Annotated in this window: 20 protein-coding genes; 11 read left to right on the top strand and 9 right to left on the bottom strand. The window is 71.1% G+C overall.

The features are described 5' to 3' along the window. From OWM54_RS40535 to OWM54_RS40520, 4 genes are read right to left on the bottom strand one after another with little or no spacing between them, the layout of a single operon-like run. Positions 1 to 924 (bottom strand): 1,4-dihydroxy-2-naphthoate polyprenyltransferase, encoded by a 924-nt coding sequence (locus OWM54_RS40535; protein ID WP_223747452.1) that lies wholly within the window; start codon positions 922 to 924, stop codon positions 1 to 3. Continuing rightward, complete coding sequence (gene menH, locus OWM54_RS40530; RefSeq protein ID WP_223783634.1) at positions 921 to 1,781, bottom strand: 2-succinyl-6-hydroxy-2,4-cyclohexadiene-1-carboxylate synthase; 861 nt, start codon at positions 1,779 to 1,781, stop codon at positions 921 to 923. The genes OWM54_RS40535 and menH overlap by 4 nt, the downstream gene beginning before the upstream one ends. After that, on the bottom strand, positions 1,772 to 3,541 hold the full coding sequence (menD, locus tag OWM54_RS40525) for a 2-succinyl-5-enolpyruvyl-6-hydroxy-3-cyclohexene-1-carboxylic-acid synthase (RefSeq protein WP_223783635.1): 1,770 nt from the start codon (positions 3,539 to 3,541) through the stop codon (positions 1,772 to 1,774). Before menD ends, menH begins: the two co-directional genes overlap by 10 nt. After that, on the bottom strand, positions 3,525 to 4,835 hold the full coding sequence (locus OWM54_RS40520; protein WP_267700794.1) for an isochorismate synthase: 1,311 nt from the start codon (positions 4,833 to 4,835) through the stop codon (positions 3,525 to 3,527). Before OWM54_RS40520 ends, menD begins: the two co-directional genes overlap by 17 nt. Positions 4,836 to 4,951: 116 nt before the next feature. Between OWM54_RS40520 and aroF the strand changes: the two genes are divergently transcribed. The 8 genes from aroF to OWM54_RS40480 all read left to right on the top strand — a co-directional run bounded on the left by aroF (position 4,952) and on the right by OWM54_RS40480 (position 13,142). Then, the gene (aroF, locus tag OWM54_RS40515; RefSeq protein WP_223747448.1) at positions 4,952 to 5,857 is read left to right on the top strand and encodes a 3-deoxy-7-phosphoheptulonate synthase; all 906 of its coding nucleotides are present in this window, start codon (positions 4,952 to 4,954) and stop codon (positions 5,855 to 5,857) included. After that, positions 5,854 to 6,543: a bifunctional demethylmenaquinone methyltransferase/2-methoxy-6-polyprenyl-1,4-benzoquinol methylase UbiE gene (gene ubiE, locus OWM54_RS40510; protein WP_141323327.1), complete on the top strand. Its 690-nt coding sequence runs from the start codon at positions 5,854 to 5,856 to the stop codon at positions 6,541 to 6,543. Before aroF ends, ubiE begins: the two co-directional genes overlap by 4 nt. A gap of 37 nt (positions 6,544 to 6,580) precedes the next feature. Beyond that, the gene (locus OWM54_RS40505) at positions 6,581 to 7,126 is read left to right on the top strand and encodes a shikimate kinase (RefSeq protein WP_223747446.1); all 546 of its coding nucleotides are present in this window, start codon (positions 6,581 to 6,583) and stop codon (positions 7,124 to 7,126) included. Beyond that, positions 7,123 to 8,394 (top strand): shikimate dehydrogenase, encoded by a 1,272-nt coding sequence (locus tag OWM54_RS40500; RefSeq protein WP_267700793.1) that lies wholly within the window; start codon positions 7,123 to 7,125, stop codon positions 8,392 to 8,394. The genes OWM54_RS40505 and OWM54_RS40500 overlap by 4 nt, the downstream gene beginning before the upstream one ends. Then, a complete protein-coding gene (gene aroC / locus OWM54_RS40495) occupies positions 8,391 to 9,410 on the top strand; it encodes a chorismate synthase (RefSeq protein ID WP_267700792.1) in 1,020 nt (339 codons plus the stop codon). The genes OWM54_RS40500 and aroC overlap by 4 nt, the downstream gene beginning before the upstream one ends. After that, a complete protein-coding gene (locus OWM54_RS40490) occupies positions 9,407 to 10,477 on the top strand; it encodes a 3-dehydroquinate synthase (protein ID WP_267700791.1) in 1,071 nt (356 codons plus the stop codon). The genes aroC and OWM54_RS40490 overlap by 4 nt, the downstream gene beginning before the upstream one ends. Then, positions 10,474 to 11,763 carry a 3-phosphoshikimate 1-carboxyvinyltransferase gene (locus OWM54_RS40485; protein ID WP_267700790.1) on the top strand — a complete coding sequence of 430 codons (1,290 nt, stop codon included), beginning with the start codon at positions 10,474 to 10,476 and terminating at the stop codon, positions 11,761 to 11,763. The genes OWM54_RS40490 and OWM54_RS40485 overlap by 4 nt, the downstream gene beginning before the upstream one ends. A gap of 77 nt (positions 11,764 to 11,840) precedes the next feature. After that, a complete protein-coding gene (locus OWM54_RS40480) occupies positions 11,841 to 13,142 on the top strand; it encodes a citrate synthase (protein WP_223747441.1) in 1,302 nt (433 codons plus the stop codon). Positions 13,143 to 13,231: 89 nt separating this feature from the next. Here OWM54_RS40480 and OWM54_RS40475 read toward each other — a convergent pair whose 3' ends face one another. After that, entirely contained in the window at positions 13,232 to 15,046 is a 1,815-nt protein-coding gene (locus tag OWM54_RS40475; protein ID WP_223747440.1) for an AMP-dependent synthetase/ligase, read from the bottom strand. 81 nt (positions 15,047 to 15,127) lie between these two features. Between OWM54_RS40475 and OWM54_RS40470 the strand changes: the two genes are divergently transcribed. The 3 genes from OWM54_RS40470 to pyk all read left to right on the top strand — a co-directional run bounded on the left by OWM54_RS40470 (position 15,128) and on the right by pyk (position 17,943). After that, positions 15,128 to 15,505, top strand: a complete 378-nt coding sequence (locus OWM54_RS40470) for a hypothetical protein (RefSeq protein WP_194869028.1) — start codon at positions 15,128 to 15,130, stop codon at positions 15,503 to 15,505. Between the two features lie 102 nt (positions 15,506 to 15,607). Next, positions 15,608 to 16,393 (top strand): bifunctional nuclease family protein, encoded by a 786-nt coding sequence (locus tag OWM54_RS40465; protein WP_223747439.1) that lies wholly within the window; start codon positions 15,608 to 15,610, stop codon positions 16,391 to 16,393. 149 nt (positions 16,394 to 16,542) lie between these two features. Beyond that, complete coding sequence (pyk, locus tag OWM54_RS40460) at positions 16,543 to 17,943, top strand: pyruvate kinase (protein WP_267700789.1); 1,401 nt, start codon at positions 16,543 to 16,545, stop codon at positions 17,941 to 17,943. Between the two features lie 19 nt (positions 17,944 to 17,962). Here pyk and OWM54_RS40455 read toward each other — a convergent pair whose 3' ends face one another. Genes OWM54_RS40455 through OWM54_RS40440 form a run of 4 tightly spaced genes read right to left on the bottom strand, consistent with a single transcriptional unit; the run spans position 17,963 to position 21,962 of the window. Continuing rightward, a complete protein-coding gene (locus OWM54_RS40455; RefSeq protein ID WP_223747437.1) occupies positions 17,963 to 18,628 on the bottom strand; it encodes a hypothetical protein in 666 nt (221 codons plus the stop codon). Between the two features lie 15 nt (positions 18,629 to 18,643). Further along, positions 18,644 to 19,768: a glutamine-hydrolyzing carbamoyl-phosphate synthase small subunit gene (gene carA / locus OWM54_RS40450; protein WP_223747436.1), complete on the bottom strand. Its 1,125-nt coding sequence runs from the start codon at positions 19,766 to 19,768 to the stop codon at positions 18,644 to 18,646. Further along, positions 19,768 to 21,072: a dihydroorotase gene (locus tag OWM54_RS40445; protein ID WP_141323313.1), complete on the bottom strand. Its 1,305-nt coding sequence runs from the start codon at positions 21,070 to 21,072 to the stop codon at positions 19,768 to 19,770. The genes carA and OWM54_RS40445 overlap by 1 nt, the downstream gene beginning before the upstream one ends. Continuing rightward, a complete protein-coding gene (locus OWM54_RS40440) occupies positions 21,069 to 21,962 on the bottom strand; it encodes an aspartate carbamoyltransferase catalytic subunit (RefSeq protein ID WP_223747435.1) in 894 nt (297 codons plus the stop codon). Before OWM54_RS40440 ends, OWM54_RS40445 begins: the two co-directional genes overlap by 4 nt. Between the last annotated feature and the right edge of the window lie 10 nt (positions 21,963 to 21,972).

Raw genomic sequence — 21,972 nt, 5'->3', positions numbered from 1 at the left:
TCATCGCAGGTACAGGCCCAGCCCGAACAGCACTCCGAAGATGAGCTGGAAGCGCGCGGTGCCGCCCAGCGCGGGATTCAGCGCCGCCCCCTGCTCGCGCATCACGCGCTGGAGCGGAGGCACCGCCAACGGGAGGCTCAGGAACGACAGGAACACCCAGGGTGCCGCGTACCCCAGCGCGTACATCGCGACAGGCGTGGCGAACGAGGCGGCGAGCAACAACACGTACTCCGCCTTGCCCGCCGTCGTGCCCCAGCGCACCGCCAGCGTCCGCTTGCCGGCCTTCACGTCCGTCGTCACGTCGCGCAGGTTGTTCACCACGATGAGCATGGTGCCGCTCGCCCCCACGGGGATCGCCGCCCACCACGCCGCCGGATGCACCGTGCCGGCCTGCACGTAGAACGTCCCCGTCACCGCGACCAGCCCGAAGAAGATGAAGACGAACAGGTCGCCCAGGCCGTTGTACCCCAAGGGGAACGGCCCACCCGTGTACGCGTAGCCACAGAGCAGCGACGCGAGTCCAATCGCGACGATGGGCCAGCCGCCCACCGCGACCAGATAGGCGCCCACCGCCGTCGCCGCGATGAAGCACACCGCCGCGCCCATCAACACCGTGCCCGGCGCGATGAGCCCGCTCTGCGTGACGCGCACGGGGCCCAGGCGCTCGTGGGTGTCCGCGCCCTTCTTGAAGTCGTAGTAGTCGTTGATGAAGTTGGTGCCGATCTGGATGAGCACCGCACCCACCAGCGCCGCGAGCGCCGGGAGCAGTCGCCCCACGCCCAGGCCGAACGCGAGCGACGTCCCCACCAGCACGGGCACCAGCGCCGCCGTCAGCGTCTTCGGACGCACGGCCATCAACCACGTCTTCACCGTGGGACGAGGCTTCGACAGGGACACCGGTGCGCCAGGAACCGACGTGCTCACGGACTCATCCTCCCAGGGTCCGCCCCCGTGGCGGCCGCCTCGAACTGGGGCGCCTCGTACCAGGGCGTCTGCAGGAAGCCCAGCACCTCGCGGACGTACTCCTCTGGCGTCTCCAGATGGGGCGCGTGGCCGCAGTCCGCGAAGGCATGTCGCCACACCACCGGGAGCTCCGCCGCCATCCGCCGCGCCGTGTTCGTGAACTTCTCGTCCTTCGCCCCCGTCAAGAGCAGCGTGGGCAGGCGCTGATGGTGCAGCTCCGACCAGTAATCGGGTTGCACGCCCAGCCCCAGGCACTCCAGCGCTCCGGCGAGCCCCTCCGCCGTGCAGGCCCGGCGATGGGCCCGCAGTCGCTCCCGCCGCTCCGCGGGCATGGCGCGCAAGGAGTCGAACAGCGGCAGCGCCTCCCAGCGCTCCACGAAGGCGTCGACGCCCTTCGCGCGGATGAAGGCCGCCAGTTGCCCGTCCGACTCCCGCCGCTCGGCGCGCTCCTGACGACGGTGCAGCCCGGGCGAGCCGCTCTCCATGATGAGCCGACCGAAGCGGTCCGGCGCGCGCACCGCCGCGGCCAGCGCCACGCGCGCGCCCTGCGAGTACCCCAGCAGGTCCACCGTGCCCAGCCCCAGCGAGTCCACCAGGGACACGAGCGCGTCCACCGTCTCGAGGAAGCCATCGCGTCCGCGCCGCTCGGGCAGCGGCGTGGCGCCGTGGCCCGGCAGGTCCACCGCGATGGCCTTCACCGAGCGGCCCATCAGCGGCTTCAGCCCGTCGAACGAGCCGCGATTCCCGGTGAAGCCGTGGAGCAGCACGAGCGGTCGGGGGCCTTCGCCCCACGTCTCGTACGCCAGCGTCACGCCCATGGTCCCTCTCCGAGTGCGGCGGCCATTCTCGCGAAGAGCTGCCGGTGGTCATCCACGTTCGCGGCCCGGTCCACGCGCACCTCCACCAGGTGCAGGCCGCCTTCCAGTCCTTCACGCACCGCCGCTCGCAGCGCCGCGGGCGTCGTGGGCCGATGCAGCCGAGCCCCACCCAGCGCCGCCGCGTGCGACAGGTCCACGCCGTGCGGCGTGCCGAACAGCGACTCGAACTCGTCCGGCTTCGCCGCCTGCGCGATGGGCAGGAACGAGAAGATGCCGCCACCGTCGTTGTTCACCGCGACCACCGTGAGCGGAACGCGCGAGCGCGCCGCCGTCACGAACGCGCCCACGTCGTGCAGCAGCGCCAGGTCCCCCGTCAGCAGCACGGCGGGACGCGACGCCGCGGCCGCGACACCGAGCGCGCTGGAGATGATGCCGTCGATTCCATTCGCGCCCCGGTTGGCCAGCACGCGCAGCGGCACACCACTCGCCGGGGCGAACGCGTCCACGTCCCGGATGGGCATGCTGCTGGAGACGAACAGCGGGACCTCGGCCGGAAGCGCGGCCACCACCTCGCGAGCGATGCGCGGCTCGCTGAGCAAGTCCGGTCGCTCGGCGAAGGCCGTCTCCAACGCGCCGCGCACCATCCGCTCCGCGGCGAGGAAGCCCTGGGTCCACCGGCCCACGCTCCGCTTCACGCCCTTCGCCAGCGCGGCACACGCCGCCACCGCCGAGCCCTCCACCACCGTGGCCGCGCGGTGCGCGGGGTCGAACAGCGCCCCCCCGTCACTGAAGAGCACGATGTCCGCGCCCGAGCCGTCCAGCCACTGCTGCGGCACCTTGGGCGTCAGCCCCCCCCCGAACCGCAGCACCAGCTCCGGCCGATGCGCCCTGGCGAACGGCGCGTGACGAAGCATCGCGTCGTAGTGCGAGAGCGTCAGCGGACCGCCGCCATACCGAGCCTGGGACGTGGCCTCCGCCAGCACCGGGTAGCCCGTGGCCTGCGACAGCGCGGAGATGGCCTCGGCGAAGCCGTCCACTTCGTCGCGAGGACCGCAGACGATGACACCCCGCTCCGTCGCGGCGACGCGCTGGCGCACCGACTCCAGCACCGCCGCGTCCGGCACCGGCGCGGGCGCGGCGATGCGCGTGAACGGCATCCCCGGGCGACCGTGCTTCGCGAGCGCGGACAGGCGCTCCTCACCATATGCCTCGGTCACCGGCGCGAGCGGCTCGCGGAAGGGCACGTTGAGCTGCACGGCGCCCCGAGGGGCCCGCAGCGAGGTGGCCACGGCGCGGGCCGCGGTCGCGCGCAGGTGAGACAGCGCCACGTCGCTCGACTCCGGCACGCCCACGTCCGTGAAGCTGCGCGCGTGCTCACCATAGAAGCGCGCCTGCGGCACCGTCTGCGCCGCGCCCCACCCCTGCAGCTCCAGCGGTCGGTCCGCGGTGAGCACGATGAGGGGCACCTGGGACAGCGAGGCCTCGATGACCGCCGGGTAGAAGTGCGCGCCCGCGGTGCCGCTCGTCGCGACCAGGATCACCGGCGTGCGCGATTGCTTCGCGAGCCCCAACCCGAAGAAGGCCGCGCTCCGCTCGTCGATGACGGACCAGGTGCGAAGGCCCTCCGCGCGCGCGCAGGCGATGGCCAGCGGCGAGGAGCGCGAGCCCGGACACACCACCGCGTGTCGCGCGCCGCCGCGCACCAGCTCCTCCACGAGCGCGCGAGCCCACAGCAGGTTGAGATTACTGTCGCCCGACATCCCCGCCTCCCAACGCACGCAACACGGCCAGACTCTTCATCTCCGTCTCCCGCCACTCCGCCTCCGCGATGGAGCCGGCCACGATTCCGCAACCCACGTACAACCGCGCGCGAGCACCCCGCACCCGCGCCGAGCGCAGCCCCACCATCAGGTGCGCCCGCTCGGGCCCCACCCACCCCACCGGCCCCGCGTACCAGCCCCGGTCCAGCCCCTCGTGCTCCACCAGGAAGGACAACGCGCGCTCCCGAGGCGTCCCGCCCACCGCCGGCGTCGGATGCAGCGCCTCCACCACCTGCGCGGCCGACACCCCCTCGCGCAGCCGCGCGCCAATGCCCGTGCGCAGGTGCACCACGTTCTTCAACGCCAGCAGCTGGGGCTCCGCGTCGGAGTGGACCTCGTCCGCGAGCGTGCGCAGCGCCGCGAGGATGTAGCGGACCACCGCGGCGTGCTCACGCGCGTCCTTGTCCTGTCCTCGCAACCCCTCGGCCTCGCGCGGCGCCGCGGTGCCCGCCAGGGCCTCCGTCTCCAGCGCCCGGCCCTCCACCCGACACAGCGTCTCCGGCGTCGCGCCCAGGAAGCACGTCCCGTCCAGCGCGCGGAACAAGAAGGTGGCGCAGCGCGGGTTCTGCTCACGCAGCCTCGCCAGCACGTCCACCACGTCGAACGCCTCGGCGGCCTCCACATCCACGGGCCGCGCCAGCACGACCTTCTGGAGCTGTCCCGAGGCAATCGCCTCCAGCGCCCGCTCCACACGCGCCTCGAACTCCGGCCGCGACGACACCACCGTGAGCGCGACCTCCGCGCCCCGCGCGTGCCGATACCCTTCGGAGAAGCGCGCGCGGACCCGCTCGAGCCGCGAGCGCACCACGTCCTCGCCCCCACGCGCCTCCGGTGCGAACGCGGCCACGGCCAGCCCGCTCCCGGTGCGCCACACCAGCACCTCCGGCAGCGTCCAGCGCGCCACGCCATGCGCGGCCCACGCCTCGTCCACCACCCCCGCCGCGCCGAAGCGGAGCCCGCCGAACCAGGGACCCGGCATGTCCGACGGCGCCGGGCCCAACCACCGCAACGAGAGGACACCCAAGGAGCCCAGCACCGCGGGGACCTGTGCGGGCACGGTCGCCTCGACGACCGCCGCCTCGCCCCAGCCCGCGGCCGCCTCGCGCGCCAGGGGCCGCTCCCAATACACCGTCGGAACGCCCAGCGAATCCGCTCCGGAGAGTGGATCCACCGCCGCCAGGGGCATCATTCCGGCCACCCAGCGCTGGCCCTCAACGGGATTGAGCGTCTTCATCAGCGGTCCTCATCCGCGACTGCCCTGAAATCACCTTCGGTTGTCTTCTAAGCCATAACGGCTATACATGCACCAAGGAGTTCAAAACCTCTTGAACTCGGTGGATGGGAGGGCTCGTGGGAGGCAAGCAGCCAGACGAATCCGCGCCGGCGGTGGCCGGGAAGGAGACGGGCGCGCGGCGTGTGCTCCGAGCCTTCCGTCCCGAGGGCACGCGGGTGCGTGCGGGCTCGGTGGAGGTGGGTGGACCGGGGTTCGTGGTGATGGCGGGGCCGTGCGCCGTCGAAGGTCTGGAGCAGGTGGACCGGACCGCCGCCGCCGTGGCCCAGGCGGGCGCCCACGTGCTGAGGGGTGGCGTGTTCAAGCCCCGCACCAGTCCCTATGCGTTCCAAGGAATGGGCGAGCCCGGCCTGCACCTGCTGGCCGAGGCGGGCCGTCGCCACGGGCTGCCCATCATCAGTGAGGTGATGGAGACCGCGCAGATTCCCTTCATGGCGGAGTCCTCGGACATCCTCCAGGTGGGCGCGCGGAACATGCAGAACTTCTCGCTGCTGCGCGCGCTGGGCAAGGTGCGCCGGCCGGTGTTGGTGAAGCGGGGCCTGTCGGCGACGCTGCAGGAGTGGCTGCTGGCGGCGGAGTACGTGCTCGAGGGCGGCAACGAGCAGGTGATGCTGTGCGAGCGGGGCATCCGGACGTTCGAGACGGAGATGCGCAACACGCTGGACCTGGCGGCGGTCGCCTGGGCCAAGCAGCGCACGCACCTGCCCGTCATCGTCGACCCGTCCCATGCGACGGGGCAGGTGGACCTCATCCTGCCCATGTCCCTGGCCGCCGCGGCGGCGGGCGCGGACGGGCTGCTGATTGAAGTCCATCCCCGGCCCGAGCAGGCGCTGTGCGATGGGAACCAGGCGCTGACGCCGGAGCGCTTCCAAACGTTGATGCAGCGGCTACCACCCGTGCTAGACGCGGTGGGTCGACATCTTTGGCGGCCGGAGAGTCCGGCCCAGGTCGTGAGGGCGAGATGAGCACCGAAGTCCGTCAGATGTTCTCCTCCATCGCCACGAAGTACGACGTGACGAACGAGGTCCTGTCGTTCGGCATCCATCGTCTGTGGCGACGGACGGCGGTGCGCCTGAGCCAGGCGAAGCCGGGGGACAGCGTCCTCGACTGCGCCTCCGGCACGGGTGACCTGGCGCTCGCGTTCAAGCGCAAGGTGGGCGCCACGGGCCACGTGATTGGCACCGACTTCTGCGCGGAGATGCTGGAGAGCGGCCCCGCCAAGGCGGCGAAGGCGGGGCTCCAGGTGGACTTCCAGGTGGCCGACGCCATGGACCTGCCCTTCGAGGACAACCGCTTCGACGTGGCGTCCATCGCCTTCGGCATCCGCAACGTGGATGACCCGGTGAAGTGCCTGAGCGAGATGGGCCGCGTGGTGAAGCCGGGCGGCCGCGTCGTCGTGCTGGAGTTCGGTCAGCCCACGGGCGTCTTCGGCGCGCTGTTCCGCTTCTACAGCAAGACGGTGATGCCCACGGTGGGCGGCCTGCTCACCGGCAACCGCGCGGCGTATGAGTACCTGCCCCGCACGTCGGCGGCGTTCCCCGCAGGGGAGCGCTTCCTGTCGCTGATGGACCAGTCCGGCGCCTATGCGGAGCGAAGCGCGCATCCGCTGACGTTCGGAACGGCGAACGTGTATGTCGGCCTCGTCCGCTGAGCCGCGGCAACACCTCGTCGAGCATGTCCTCTCCTCGGTGGATCCCCGGCTCAGGCCGGCACTGAGGGACGCCCTCACGCGCCCGGGGCCCACGCCCCGTCCCGCTGCGGGGCAGACCGTGGTGCTGGGTGGCCACCGGGGCGCCGGCAAGTCCACGCTGCTGCCCCGCGTGGCCCGGCTGCTCGGGCGCACGGGCGTGGACCTGGACGCGCACCTGGAGAAGACGCACGGACGTCCGCTGCGCACCTGGGTGGCCCAGGCCCCCGCCGAGTTCCGCGCCGCCGAGCGCCGCGCGCTGCTGGAGCTGCCCCCCGGGGGGCTCGTGGCCGTGGGCGGCGGGTTCCTGTCGCATCACCCGGACGCGCTCGCCGGCACCTTCACCCTCATCATCCCCGTGACGTTCGAGACCTACCGCGAGCGGCTGCTCACGGACCGGACGCGCCCCCGGCTGCGACCGGAGGTCTCCCTGGAAGAGGAGATCGCCTCCATCTTCCGCGAGCGCGAGGCGCTGCACGCCCGCGTTCCCACCGTCGCCCTGGTGGACTTCCTCCGGGGCTGCCTGCATCCCGAGGAGGTCTTGTGACGCCCGCCCGGCGCATCGTGACGCTGCCCCCCACCCTGCTCGGCCCCGACGCCGTGCACTTCGCCCGGGGGTGCCAGCGTCGCGGCGCCGACGTGCTGGAGATTCGCACCGACCTGCACGCCCCCGACGCCGTGGACGCCGCCGCGCTCGCGGACGTGCTCCCGCTGCTCGTGTCCGAGCGTGGCAAGCCCCTTCCTCCCGCCTGGGTCGCCGCCGCGTGGCGCGTGGACCGGGACCTGATGGACGCCACCGGGCAGAAGGGCCCGCTCGACGCGCCCTCCGGCAAGCTGCTCGCGTCGCACCACGCGGACCGGCAGCTCACCACCGAGGAAGCGCTCGCGCTGTGGTCGCGCGAGCTGCCCGCCGACGCGCTGGTGAAGCACGTGGAGCCCATGACGGACCCGGCCCACCTCTCCGTGCTGCTGGAGACGCAGCGACAGCTGGGCGAGCGCTTCGGCGTGTCGCGCGTCACCGTGCTCGGCATGGGCGCGGTGGCGCTGCCGGCGCGCGCGGTGCTGGCGCGCAACAACCTGCTCGACTACGTGGCCGCGGGCGGCTCCTGGGCCGCGGCGCCGGGACAGCGGCTGCTCGACGACGCCGTGCGCGAGTGGAGGGGCGCGGACCGCACGACGCTCCCCGCCCCCCTGCGCCTGGGCATCTTCGGGACGGCCATCACCCACTCCCGCTCGCCCCGCATCCACCGCCAGCCTTTCGACCGCATCGACCTCCCCGAGGACGGACCCGTCGAGGCGGTGCTCGACTCGCTCGTGCCCCACTACGGCGGCTTCGCCGTCACCAGCCCCTTCAAGCTGCGGCTCGCGAAGCACACCGGCTCGTCGCTGGACGCCATCAACACCCTGGTCCGCCGGGGCTCCCAGTGGGAGTCCTTCAACACCGACACCGAGGGCGCCCGGAAGGTGCTGGAGCGCCTGGACGCGAAGGACATCATCGTCCTGGGCGACGGCGGGGCGACCTCCGCGCTGCGCACCGTGGCCGCCGAGCGTGGCCAGGCGCTGCGAGTCCTGCGGCGCGCCGACATCCAGGGGCCGGTGACGGGGGCCGTCGTGTGGACCTGGCCGGACCGGGTGGCTCCACCGGATTCCCTGCGATTCGAGCGAGCGCGCGTCGCGGTGATCGCGTACGGTGCGCCCGGCCGACGCATCGCGGCGGAGATCACGCGGCGCGGCGGAACCCCGGTCCTGCTGGGTGCGGCGTGGTTCGTCGCGCAGGCCCGGCGACAGCGCCAGCTTTGGGAGACCGCGACATGAACACCTTCGGCGTCCTCTTTCGCTTGACGACCTTTGGCGAGAGCCACGGCCCCGCGCTCGGCGCGGTGGTGGACGGCTGCCCCGCGGGTGTGCCGCTCACGAGCACGCGCATCCAGGCCGCGCTGGACCGCCGCCGCCCGGGCCAGTCCGCGCTCGTCACACCCCGCAACGAGCCGGACCAGGTGGAGATCCTCTCCGGTGTGTTCGAGGACAAGACGCTCGGCACGCCCATCGCCGCCATCGTCCGCAACACCAACCAGCGCTCCGGTGACTACAAGGAGCTCAAGCAGGTGGACCGGCCCGGCCACGCGGACGCGGTGTGGCGCGAGCGCTACAAGCACCGCGACCACCGCGGCGGCGGGCGCACCAGCGGCCGCGAGACGCTCTGCCGCGTCATCGGCGGCACCATCGCCGAGGCGTACCTGGAGCGGGACATGCCCACCCTGAGCACCGTCGCGTACGTGTCCCAGGTGGGCGACCTCGTCGCCTCCGTGCCCGCCCCGGGCCTGACGCGCGCCATGGTGGACGCACACCCCACGCGCTGCCCCGATGAGGCGGTGCGCGAGGAGATGTCCCGCCGCATCCTCGCCGCCAAGGAGGCCGGAGACAGCCTGGGCGGCTCCATCGACATCCGCGTGGAGGGCCTGCCGGTGGGACTGGGCGAGCCCATCTTCGGGAAGATCAAGGCGCTCATCGCCCAGGCCCTGGGCAGCGTGGGCGCCGTCACCGGCGTCGTCTGGGGACCGCCGGACCTGATGCAGCGCATCGGTCAGCCGGGCACCCAGTTCCACTCCGTGAAGGACGTCTACGGCGGCATCCAGGGCGGGCTCACCAACGGCGAGCCGCTCCAGGTCCGCGCCTACTTCAAACCCCCAGCGACGCTGGCGGACCACGCGAAGGGTGGCCGTCACGACCCGTGCATCATGCCCCGCGCCGTCCCGGTGCTGGAGTCCATGGTGTCCCTGGTCATCGCAGACCTCGTCCAACAGATGAACGCACGCCCCAACACCCTATGACCCCCTACCCTCCCGGCGCCTACCGTCCACCCAACGATCGCTGGGGACCCTTCACCCGACTCGCCAGGCGCCTCCCCGAGGGAAGCCTCGCGGTGGTGGACCGCACCGTCGCCAGGCTCCACCCGACGCTCCTCCCCGCGCTCGAGGCCCGCGCGCCTCGCGCCATCGTCCAATTGGTGGGCGGTGAGAGCGCCAAGAGCTTCGCGGCGCTGGAGAAGGTGCTCGCCGCGGGCCTGTCCCTGCCGCGCTCGGGCACGCTCGTCGCCGTGGGCGGCGGCACCGTGGGAGATGTCTCCACCGTGGCCGCGCACCTGCTCAAGCGCGGCGTGCGGCTGGTGCAGGTGCCCACCACGTTGCTCGCCGCCGTCGACAGCAGCCTCGGCGGCAAGGGCGCGGTGGACCTCACCGTGAAGGGCCGCGTGGTGAAGAACCCCGCCGGCGTCTTCCACTACGCCGACGAGTCGTGGATCTGCCCGGAGCTGTTCGCCTCGCTGTCGCCCACGCAGGTGCGGGAGGGCTCGCTCGAGGCGTGGAAGATGGTCATCAGCCTGGATGCGGCCCTGTTCCGCCGCTACACGCGCACGCCCCCCGCGCTGGAGAGGCTGGTCAAGCACGCGCGCGGGCTCAAGGAGAAGGTCTGCGCCCAGGACCCGTACGAGTTCCAGGGCCTGCGCCGGGTGCTCAACTTCGGCCACACCTTCGGCCACGTGCTGGAGAGCGTGTCCCACTTCAAGCTGTCGCACGGCGACGCGGTGGGGCTGGGCATCCTGCTGGCCCTGGACGTGGGCCGCCACCTGGGCGTCACCCCCGAGCCCATCGCCGCCCAGGCGGAGGCCGCGCTGGAGAACGGCCCCGGCGTGCTCGGCCGCGAGCGCGTGGCCCAGCTGCTGCGCCCCGCATCGCTCAAGACCATCACCACCCTGCTCGACGCCGACAAGAAGGCCGGCGCCAAGGGCGAGCTGCGCATGGTGCTGCTGACGGCCATCGGCGCCACCGAGGTCCGCGACGTGGGCCCGCAGACGTGGCGCGCGCTGTGGCCCGCGTGGACGAAGGGGGTGCGCCCGTGAGCGCCAGCACCCATCGCATCGTGGTGGAGACCTCGGGCCTGAAGGCTTCGCCCCTCACGCCGCCCGTGTCCAAGTCGGACGCGCAGCGGGCGCTGGTGCTGGGCCACCTCACCGGCTCCTGGCCGCTGCCCTCCGTGCAGGCCGAGTCCGACGAGGACCTGCCCGCCGACGTGCGCGTGCTGCGCCGGGGCGTGGAGGCCCTGCGCCTTCCGGCCGGCCCCGTGCGAGACGTGGACTGCGCCGACGGTGGCGCCCCGTTCCGCATCCTGGCCACCCAGGTCGCGGTGACGCCCGGCGCGCGCGTGCGCCTCACCGGCACCCCTCGCCTGGGCGAGCGTCCCCACGGGCCGCTCTTCACGTCGCTGAAGGACGCGCTCGGCCCCGCGGGGCTCACCCTCACCGAGGGACAGCCCTGGCCGGTGGAAATCACCGCGCCCACGGACACGTCCTCCGTCGAGCCCGTGTTCCGTGTCCCCGGCTCGCAGAGCAGCCAGTACGCCTCCAGCCTCCTGTTGGGCTGCGCGGCGCTGTACCTGCGCGAGCGCCGCGCGTGGAGCGTGGACATCGAGGGCACGCTGACGAGCGCGGGCTACCTGGACCTCACGCTGACGTGGCTGGAGCGCTTCGGCTTCGAGCTGAAGAAGTCCGCCTCCCGCTACACCGTCTGCGGCTACACCCCGCCGCCGAGCGTCCCCACGCTCCCGGGCGACTGGTCCTCGCTGGGCTACCTGCTGCTCGTGGCCTGGAAGGCCGGCGGCACCGTGGAGCGCGCGGACACGGCCAGCGCCCATCCGGACCAGGCCATCCTCCGGCTCATCGAGCAGGTGGGCTTGAAGACCGAACCCGCGTCGGAGGCGCACGTCCTGAAGGTGACGGGACGGCCCACGGGCGGCCTGCGGGCTTCGGGCAAGGAGTGCCCGGACCTGTTGCCGACCCTGGCGGCGCTCGCCTGTGTGCTCCCCGCGCCCTCCACGCTCACGGACGTCGGAATCCTCCGACTGAAGGAGAGCGACCGGTTGGAAGGCATCCGGGACCTGGTGACGGCCTTCGGCGGCAAGGCGGAGCTGGAGGATGACACCCTCCTCGTGACGCCCCCGTCCACGCCGCCCGCCCGTTTCGAGATGGACAGCCGGGGTGACCACCGGCTCGCCATGACGGCCGCGACCCTGAGCGTGCTGTCCGGAGTGACCCTCGTCCTCACCGGCCCCGAGTGTGTCGAGAAGAGCTTTCCGGGCTTCTGGCGTCAGCTCACCCGCTCGGGCGTCCGCATTTCAGCGTCCCCGTAGGAAACATCAGTGTCTCCCTCACCGACTTATCGTTCTTTTTTGTTGAAAGCGATCTGCGCCCTGTGAAATCTCCGCCCATGCCCAAGGACACGCTGACGATCACCGACAATCGGACCGGCAAGACGTACGAGGTCCCGGTCGAGCACGGCTGTATTCGCACCAACGCCCTCCGCCAGATCAAGGTCTCGGACGATGACTTCGGTCTGATGGGCTACGACCCGGCGTTCCTCAACACCGCGAACTGTAAGAGCGCCATCACCTTCATCGACGGTGACAAGGGCATCCTGGAGTACCGCGGCTACCCCATCGAGCAGCTGGCCGAGAAGTCCAGCTATCTGGAGGTCGCCTACCTCCTGCTGAACGGTGAGCTCCCCACCCCGAAGGAGCTGGAGCAGTTCGTCCACCTGGTGACGCACCACACGTTCGTGCACGAGAACGTGAAGTCCTTCATGGACGGGTTCCGCTACGACGCGCACCCCATGTCCATGCTGGGCTCCACCGTGGCCGCGCTGTCCAGCTTCTACCCGGACGCGAAGAACACCAAGGATGCGCTCAGCCGCCGCATCCAGATCACCCGGCTCATCGCCAAGATGCCCACCCTGGCCGCGTTCTCCTACCGGCACACGATGGGCCTGCCCTACATCTACCCGGACAATGACCTGTCCTACGTCGCCAACTTCCTGGCGATGGTGAAGCGCATCGGCACCACCACCTACAAGGTGCACCCGGTGCTCGAGCGCGCGCTCGACGTCCTCTTCATCCTGCACGCGGACCACGAGCAGAACTGCTCGACGACGTCCGTGCGCACGGTGGGCTCGTCGGAAGTGGACCCGTACTCGGCCGTCACGGCGGGCATCGGCGCCCTCTACGGCCCGCTGCACGGCGGCGCCAACGAGGCGGTGCTGCGCATGCTGCGTGAGATCGGCCACATCTCCAAGGTCCCGGACTTCATCAAGTCGGTGAAGAGCGGCGAGGGCGAAAAGAAGCTGATGGGCTTCGGCCACCGCGTCTACAAGTCGTACGATCCGCGCGCCAAGGTCATCAAGCGCGTGGCGGACGAGGTCTTCGAGGTGACGGGCAAGAACCCGTTGCTGGAGCTGGCCGTGGAGCTGGAGCGCATCGCGCTGCAGGACGAGTACTTCGTCAAGCGCAAGCTCTACCCGAACGTCGACTTCTACTCCGGCCTCATCTACGAGGCGATGGGCTTCCAGGCGGAGATGTTCCCCGTCCTCTTCGCCATCCCCCGCACGGTGGGCTGGTGCGCGCAGTGGGAGGAGATGGTCCTGGACTCCGAGCAGAAGATCGCCCGTCCGCGCCAGGTCTACACGGGCCAGAAGCGCCGGGACTACGTCCCCATGGACAAGCGCGCCGCGAAGTAGGCCGCGGTCCTCCGTGAGGTGAGAAGGGGCGAGGGACCCAAGAGGTTCCCGCCCCTTTCTGCTTGCGGGCCACCCTGCCCCGCACCGCCTCAGCCCGTGTGGGCCGCGCCGAGCTCCGCGTAGAGCGACTCGATGAGCGCCGCGTGCTTCTGCTCCACGGCCTTGCGGCGGACCTTCAGCGTGGGCGTCAAATCACCGGCGTCCACGGAGAGCTCCTGCTCCAGCACCGCGAAGCGCTTGATGGTCTCGAAGCGGGACAGCTTCGGGTTGATGTCGCGGTCCAGCTTCTCCTGGAGCAGCTGGCGCAGGCGCGCGTCGCGGGCGAGCGTGCCCACGTCCTCGGGCCAGCCCTTCTCCTTCGCCAGGGCGCGCACCTTCTCCACGTCCAGCGCGAGCAGGGCCACCAGGTAGTTGCGCCGCTCGCCCACCACCACCGCGTGGCCCACCGCGGGCAGCGACTTGAGCAGCTCCTCGATGTTGCCCGGGGCCGTCTTCTTCCCGCCGGAGGTGACGATGATCTCCTTCTTGCGGCCGGTGATGTGCAGGTAGCCCTCGCCGTCGAGCTGGCCCACGTCCCCCGAGTGCAGCCACCCGCCCTCCAGCAGCTCCGCGGTGGCCTCCGGGTTCTTGTAGTAGCCCATGCACACGTTGCCGCCCTTGACGAGGATCTCCCCGTCCTCGGCGATGCGCACCTCCACGCCGATCATGGCGCGCCCCACGGTGCCCAGGTGCGTGGCCTCCTGGGTGTTGACGGTGCCGGGGCCGGACACCTCCGTCATGCCCCACACCTCGTGGATGAAGATGTCGATGGAGGCGAAGAACTCCAGCACCTCCCGGGCGATGGGCGCCGCCGCGGTGGCGAAGAAGTCCACCCGCTCCATGCCGATGCGGGCCTTGAGCGGCTCGAACACCAGCCGCTGCGCCAGCTTGTACTGCGCGTCCAGCGTCACGGGGATGCGCTCGTGGCGCTGGGCCCGGGAGTGGTACTCGGACGCCACGCCGCGCGCCCAGGACACGATGCGGCGCTTGAGCGGGGGCTGGGAGCGCAGGCCCTCCTCTGCCTTGGCCCGGAACTTCTCCCACACGCGGGGCACGCCGAAGAAGAACGTGGGGCGCACGTCCTTGAGGTTGCCCGGCATCGCCTCCACCGAGTCGGCGAAGTACACCTGGACGCCCAGCATCAGCGGGCTGTGCAGCGAGATGACCTGCTCGGCGATGTGCGACAGCGGCAGATACGAGAGGATGACGCCGTCCTGCTTGCCGAACTCCACGGCCATGATGAGCTGGCGCGACGTCCAGGCGATGTTGTGGTGGCTGAGCATCACCCCCTTGGGGTGGCCCGTCGTCCCGGAGGTGTAGATGAGCGTACACAGCGCCTCCGGCTGGAGCGCATTGACGCTGTCCCAGTAGGGCTTGTCGTCCACGCCCGTGCCGCGCGCCAGCACCTCCGAGTAGCGCCACACGCCCTCGGGCAGGGGCCCCTCCGGCACGTCCAGGGCGATGATGTGGCGCAGCTTGGGCAGCCGGGCCTTGAGCGCCAGGCCCGTGGCCAGGTGCTTCTCGTTCTCCACGACGAGGACGGTGGCCTCACAGTGGCCCAGGATGTACTCGAGCTGCTCGAGCGCGCTGGTGGTGTACAGGCCCACCGGCACCCCGCCCATGGCCATGGCGGCCAGGTCCGCGACGTGCCACTCCTCGCGGTTGAAGCTGATGATGCCCAGCGGCTGGCCCGCGCCGTAGCCCAGGCTCCTCAGGCCCAGGGCGAAGGCCTTGACCTTCTGGGCGTACTCGAACCATGAGGTGGGGACATAGGCGCGTCCTCGACGCGTCCAGAGGGCCGGCCGATGCTCATGCTGCGCGGCCCGGTCATGGAGGGCATGCACCATCGTCTTCGGGAGGTCCATCCGACGGACGCTACCGGATGTAGGGCCCTCACCACCACGCCCCCTTTTCGCGGACGTTGACAGCTGGTTGGAGGGCTTTGTATGCCGCGCCCGACCATGAGCATCGACTTCACCTGCCAGAAGTGCGAGGCAAGCTTCGAGCTTGACGTTCAAGACCTCATCGAGGGGACGGAGAAGATCGTCTGTCCCCACTGCGACGCGAAGGCGCCCGCGAATCTCACGGAGGACTTCGTCGCCGCGCTCTCGGAGATGCGCGCGCAGATCGCCGTGCTCGACAAGAAGTTCGCCGTCTCCATGACGCTGGAGTCGGAGGACGTCGCGGACACCCTCGACGACGAGGATGAAGACGAGGACGAGGACTCCGAGGACGAGGATGACGACCTCGACGAGGATGAGGACGAGGACGTCGACGACGAAGAGGACTACGACGACGAGGACGAGGACGACGAGCGCCGCTGACGTTCGCTCCCTTGCCCTCCGGGCGGCCGGTTCGTGGCGCCCAGGGCAACCGGGCGGAAGCCGTACCCTCCCGACAGGGGTGCGGGTGCGTAGCTTCAGGGTGTGAGAACACCCAACCGCGCCACTTTCTTCTTCGCCCCCCTCTCGGCGCTGTTGCTGGCGCTGGGGGGGACGTTGCTGCTCCCCGCCTTCACGGCGCCCGGTGCTGTCGCCGCCACCCTGCCTGGCGCCACCGAGCAACCCTGCATCACCGAGCACGGGGGCGACCCCAAGGCCTGCTCGGAGCTCGTCGAACTGGAAGTCCAGGACGTCGTGCCGCTGATGGAGGCCCAGACGCACGCGGTGGTCCTCACCACCAAGGACCGCCAGGTGGTGCTGCCCGTCTTCGTGGACGAGGCCTCCGCCGTCTCCATCGCCTTCCGCCTGGCCAAGCGCGAGCCGCCGCAGCCGCTGGCCCAGGACCTCCTGGACAACGTGGTGGACGAGCTGGGCGGCAAGGTGACGGAGGTCCGCATCGACGACCTGCGCGACAACGTCTACTCGGGCCGCGTCTTCCTGGAGCAGGGCGCGAAGAAGATGACGCTGGAGGCCCGGCCCTCGGACTCCATCGCCATGGCGCTCACCAGCCACGCGCGCATCCGCGTCACGCGCAAGGTGCTCACGCTCGCGGGCATCAGCCGCGAGGAGATCGAATCCCTCCAGGAGGGCGGCCCTGGCGTGGGTGGCAGCGGCCCGGGAGGCCTGATGGACGAGCCCGCCCCGCTGCCTCCTCCCGGCATGCCCGCCCCGGGCAGCGCGCCTCCCATCGACATGGACGCGGAGGTGCTGCCGCCGGGCCACCCGCCGCTGGGCGGGCCCAAGGGCACGGGGAAGACCCTCGAGCTGTGACGCGCCCCATTGGACGCGAGAAAGCCCGGCCCCCCCTCCCAGGGAAGCCGGGCTTTCTTGCTGAAGCTCGGTACTTGGACGCGAAGAGTTAGTCCCCCGAGCGCGAAGCTGTCAAGCCACGCACCCGGGCGCCTAGGATGCGCGCACCTATGCGCAAGGCGAAGATCATCTGCACCCTGGGGCCCGCAACGAGCTCGCTGGAGGCCATCGAGGGCCTCATCCGCGCGGGCATGAACGTGGCCCGGCTGAACTTCTCGCACGGCACGCATGACGAGCACCGCCACCGGGTGTCCCTCATCCGCAAGGCGGCCCAGCGGCTGAAGCTGCCGGTGGCCATCCTCCAGGACATCCAGGGGCCGAAGATCCGCCTGGGAAAGTTCGAGGGAGGACAGCTCGTGGTGAAGCCGGGCCAACGCGTCACGGTGACGACCCGGGCCGTGGTGGGCCAGGGCTCCATCATCCCCACCCCCATCAAGTCGCTGGTGAAGGACGTGGCGGCCAGGGACGCCATCCTCCTGGACGACGGCCGGGTGCGCCTGCGGGTGCGCAAGGTGTCCGGCCAGGACGTGCTGTGCGAGGTGGAGGTGGGCGGCCTGCTCAAGGACCACAAGGGGTTGAACCTGCCCGGCTCGCCCATGTCCGTGCCCACGATTACCGCCAAGGACGAGGCGGACCTCGCCTTCGGCCAGGAGGTGGGCGTGGACTACGTGGCGCTGTCCTTCGTGCGCACCGCCGAGGACATCCACCGCGCCCGCAAGCACGTGGCGAAGAACAAGACGCCGCTCATCGCCAAGATTGAGAAGCCCCAGGCCGTGGAGCAGTTGGAGGCCATCGCCCGCGCCGCGGACGGCATCATGGTGGCGCGCGGGGACCTGGGCGTGGAGATGCCGCTGGAGCAGCTGCCCGCCATCCAGAAGCACATGGTGAAGGTGGTCAACCAGATGGGCGGCCTGGTCATCGTCGCCACGGAGATGCTGGAGAGCATGGTGGGCAACCCGCGCCCCACGCGCGCGGAGGTGTCCGACGTGGCCAACGCGATTCTCGACGGCGCGGACGCGGTGATGCTGTCGGGCGAGACGGCCGCGGGGCGCTACCCCACGGAGGCCGCGGCCACCATGGCCCGCATCGTCGAGGAGACGGAGCGCGGCGTGACGCGCCACCAGCACCACTCCCCCTTCGAGCGCTCCGAGGATCTGGGCACGGGCGTGGCGGCGGCGGCGGTGGCGGCGGCCGGTCAGCTCAACATCGGGACGATTGTCGCGTACACGGAGAGCGGCCACACCGCGCGCCTCATCTCCGAGTTCCGCCCCAACGCGCGCATCATCGCGCTGACGCCGAGCGAGACCACCGTCAACCGGATGTCGCTGTACTGGGGTGTGACGGGGCTGCAGGTGCGCCGGGTGCGCACCACCGACGCGATGCTGGGCCAGGTGCGCAAGCTGTGCCTGCGCGAGGGCATCTGCGAGGAGGGCGCGCCCGTCGTCGTCGTCGCGGGCGTGCCGCTCAACATCCCCGGCAACACCAACCTGATGAGCATCCACCGCGTGTGAGCGCGGTGGACGCGCGTCGTCAGAGCACCTTCTGCTCGAAGTCGTAGATCTTCTCGACGGAGAGCTGGCGGTAGCGGTCCATGTTGAGGGCGCGGCGGGCGCACTCCCAGACGAGCTCGTTGGGGGTGCGCTGCGGCTCCTTCTTCTTGCGGCGTTTGACTTCGGCCTTGATGGACTTCAGCGCCACGCGCGGGTGGTAGCAGAACGCGGCGGAGAACAGCAGGTGCCCGCCGAAGGGGATGAGCCGGGCCTCCAGGATGTCGCCCGTCTCCAGCCCCGCGATGTGGCGGCGCTCCGTCACGTCGAAGTCCTTGCCCGAGTACAGCTCGCGCAGCCGCACCAGGCCCTTGGCCAGCTTGCGGACCTCGAAGAGCCCGTGGACCGTCTCGGTGAAGCTGCGGAAGGCGTTGGCCTCCTCGGGCGGGGTGTTGGCCAGCCGCTGCTCGTAGAACTCCGCGGCCGGCGTCTTGCCGGTGAGCGGCGAGACGCGGTCGTAGAGGTAGAAGTCGAGGAACGACGCCATGCGCAGCTCGAAGAGCTTGTCGTCCTCGAAGACCTCGCCCGTCAGGCGGAAGTACTCCGCCTTGGCCGCGAGGAGGTCCTCCTTCCGGGACTCCGCGCTGCCGAAGGCGATGAGCTGGTCCAGGTACGGCTGGTAGGAGAGCGGTGACAGCGGGGAGTCCATATTGGGTGGTAGATCCTACCCCGCCATCAGCTTCGCGAAGCGGCCGAAGAGATAGCGTGCGTCGTGGGGGCCCGGAGAGGCCTCGGGGTGGTACTGCACGCTGAAGGCCCGCGCGTCCGGGACGGCCAGACCCTCCACCGTGCCATCATTCAGGTTGATGTGCGTCACCACGGCCTTGCCCTTGAGGCTGGCGTCGTCCACGGCGAACCCGTGGTTCTGCGCGGTGATCTCCACCTTGCCCGTCGTCAAATCCTTCACGGGCTGGTTGCCGCCGCGGTGGCCGAACTTCATCTTGTACGTCCGGCCGCCCAGCGCCAGGGCCATGATCTGATGCCCCAGGCAGATGCCGAACACCGGCACCTTGCCCAGCAGCGCCGCCACCGTGCGGTCCGCGCCCTTCACCGCCGCCGGGTCTCCGGGGCCGTTGGCCAGGAAGACGCCGTGGGGCTTGCGGGCCAGCACCTCGTCCGCCGTGGTGTGGGACGGCACCACCGTCACGCGGCAGCCCACGTCGACCAGGAAGTGCAGCATCGACTTCTTCAGGCCGTAGTCGTACGCGACGACGTCGAAGCGGGGCTCGCCCTGGGGGTGGGCCTCGCCGATGCCGGTGAAGACGTCCGGCGAGGGCGCGGTGAAGGTGTACGGCGTCTTGGTGGACACGCCGGTGGCAAGGTCCAGGCCCTCCATGCCGTGCGCCGTGCGGGCGCGCTCGGCCAGGGCGTTCGGGGACAGGCCCTCGCTGGAGATGACGCCCATCTGCGCGCCGTGGGTGCGCAGGTGGCGGACCAGGCGGCGGGTGTCCAGGCCCTCGATGCCGGCGACGTTGTGGCGCTTCAGGTACGCGTCCAGCGACTCCTTCGAGCGCCAGTTGGAGGGCTGGCTCGCGAGGGCGCGCACCACCATGCCCACCGCGTGCGGCTTGCCCGCCTCCTCGTCCTCCGGCGTCGTGCCGACGTTGCCCATCTCCGGGTAGGACATGGTGACGATCTGCCCGACGTACGAGGGGTCCGTGAGGATCTCCTGGTAGCCGTACATGGACGTGTTGAAGACCACCTCACCCACCGTCTCGCCGACCGCGCCGAAAGCGCGACCCTCGAAGGTGGTGCCATCCGCCAGGGCGAGCACTGCCCGCTTCGTCATCACCGCGACTCCTTCACCTGACCGTCGGCGTACACCTTCCGGCCAGAAACCCAGGTCTGCACCACGCGTCCCTTCTGCTTACGGCCATGGAAGGGGGTATTCCGGCTGCGGGAATAGAACCGGTGGGCATCCACCGTCCACTCCTCCGAGGGGTCCACCACGGTGATGTCCGCCGGAGCCCCGGGGGCCAGGTGGCCGCCCGGCAGGCCGAACGCCTTCGCCGGGCCATGCGACAGCAGCTCCACCGCCCGCTTCGCGTCCAGCCGCCCCGCGTGCACCAGCTCCATCGTCAGCCCGAGGGCCGTCTCCAGCCCCACGATTCCGTTGATGCCCTTCTCGAACTCCACCTGCTTGTCCAGCACGCCATGGGGCGCGTGGTCCGTGGCGATGGCGTCGATGGTGCCATCGACGATGGCCTCGCGCAGCGCCTCCACGTCCCGGTCCGCGCGCAGGGGCGGCGCCATCTTCGCGTGCGTGTCGTAGTCCCCCACCGCCCGGTCATCCAGGATGAGGTGGTGCGGCGTCACCTCGGCGGTGACGAACAGGCCCCGGCGCTTGGCCTCGCGGATGAGCCGCACGCTGCCCTCGCAGGACACGTGGGCGATGTGCAGCCGGCCCTTCGTCTCCTCGAGCAGCACCAGGTCGCGCGCCACCATGGCCACCTCGGCGGACGCGGGGATGCCGCGCAGGCCCAGCCGCGTGGACGTGGGCCCCTCGTGCATGGCGCCACCGGCGGACAGCGTGAGGTCCTCCTCGTGCACCATCACCGGCACGCCGAACTGCGTGGCGTACTGGAGCGCGCGGCGCATCAGGGCCGCGTTCATCACCGGCCGGCCGTCGTCGGTGATCGCCACGCAGCCGGAGGAGATGAGCTCGCCCGTCTCCGCCAGCTCCTCGCCCTTGAGGCCCTTGGTGATGGCCCCCGCGGGATACACGTGGCACAGGTTCGCGGCGCGGGCGCGCGACAGCACCAGCTCCGTGACGAGCCCGCTGTCGTTGACCACCTTGGTGTTGGGCATGGCCACCACGGCGGTGAAGCCTCCGGCCACGGCGGCGCGGCAGCCGGTGAGCACCGTCTCCTTGCCCTCCTCGCCTGGCTCGCGCAGGTGCACGTGCAGGTCGATGAAGCCCGGCAGCACCCACTTGCCGTCGGCGTCCACCACCTCGGCCCCGGCGGGCGCGGACAGCGGCGCGTCGGAGACCTGGGCCACCTTGCCGTCCTGCACCAGGACGTCGCGCACGCCGTCCACGCCGTTGCGCGGGTCGATGACGCGGCCTCTGCGGAAAAGCACTGTGGCACTCATGACGTGCAGACCTCGAGGATGGCCCGCCGCACGGCGACGCCGTTGGACACCTGCTCCAGGATGACGCTGCGCGCCCCGTCCGCCACCGAGGGCGCCAGCTCCAGCCCTCGGTTGATGGGGCCCGGGTGCATCACCAGCGCGCCCGCCTTCATCCGCTCCTCGCGCGCGGCGGTGAGGCCGAACAGCCGCGAGTACTCCTTCGTGGAGGGCAGGAACGCCTCGCCCATCCGCTCCAGTTGCAGCCGCAGGCACATCACCGCGTCCGCCTGCGGCAGCGCGGCGTCCAGGTTGTGCGTCACCTCCGCGCCCAGTTCCGCCAGCCCCGGCGGCATCAGCGTGGGCGGACCGCAGAACACCACGCGCGCGCCCAGCGCCTTCAGGCACCAGAGGTTGGAGCGGGCCACGCGGCTGTGGAGGATGTCGCCGACGATGAGCACCGTGCGCCCGTCCAGGCCGCCCCAGCGCTGGCGCAGGGTGAAGGCGTCCAGCAGCGCCTGGGAGGGGTGCTCGTGGGTGCCGTCGCCCGCGTTGATGACGGCGCAGCGCACGTGCCTGGCGACCAGGTGCGGCGCGCCCGACGAGCGGTGCCGCATGACGATGGCCACTGGCCCCGTCGCCTCGATGTTCCGGGCGGTGTCCAGCAGCGTCTCGCCCTTGGAGGTGGACGAGCCGGAGGGGCTCCAGTTGAGCACGCCCGCTCCCAGGCCGCGGGCGGCCATGTGGAACGAGGTGCGAGTGCGCGTCGAGTCCTCGAAGAAGAGGTTGGCGACGACCTTGCCGCGCAGGGTGTGGGTGGCATCCGGGCCACCGGGCAGGTGCGCACGCGCCCTGTCGAGCACCGCTTCGAGCTCGTCCCGGCGCCAGCCTTCGATTCCAAGGAGGTGTCTCATGGCCGGGGCC

Source organism: Myxococcus sp. MISCRS1 (assembly GCF_026626605.1).
Taxonomy (GTDB): domain Bacteria; phylum Myxococcota; class Myxococcia; order Myxococcales; family Myxococcaceae; genus Myxococcus; species Myxococcus fulvus.
This window is presented reverse-complemented; position numbering and strand designations above follow the sequence as displayed.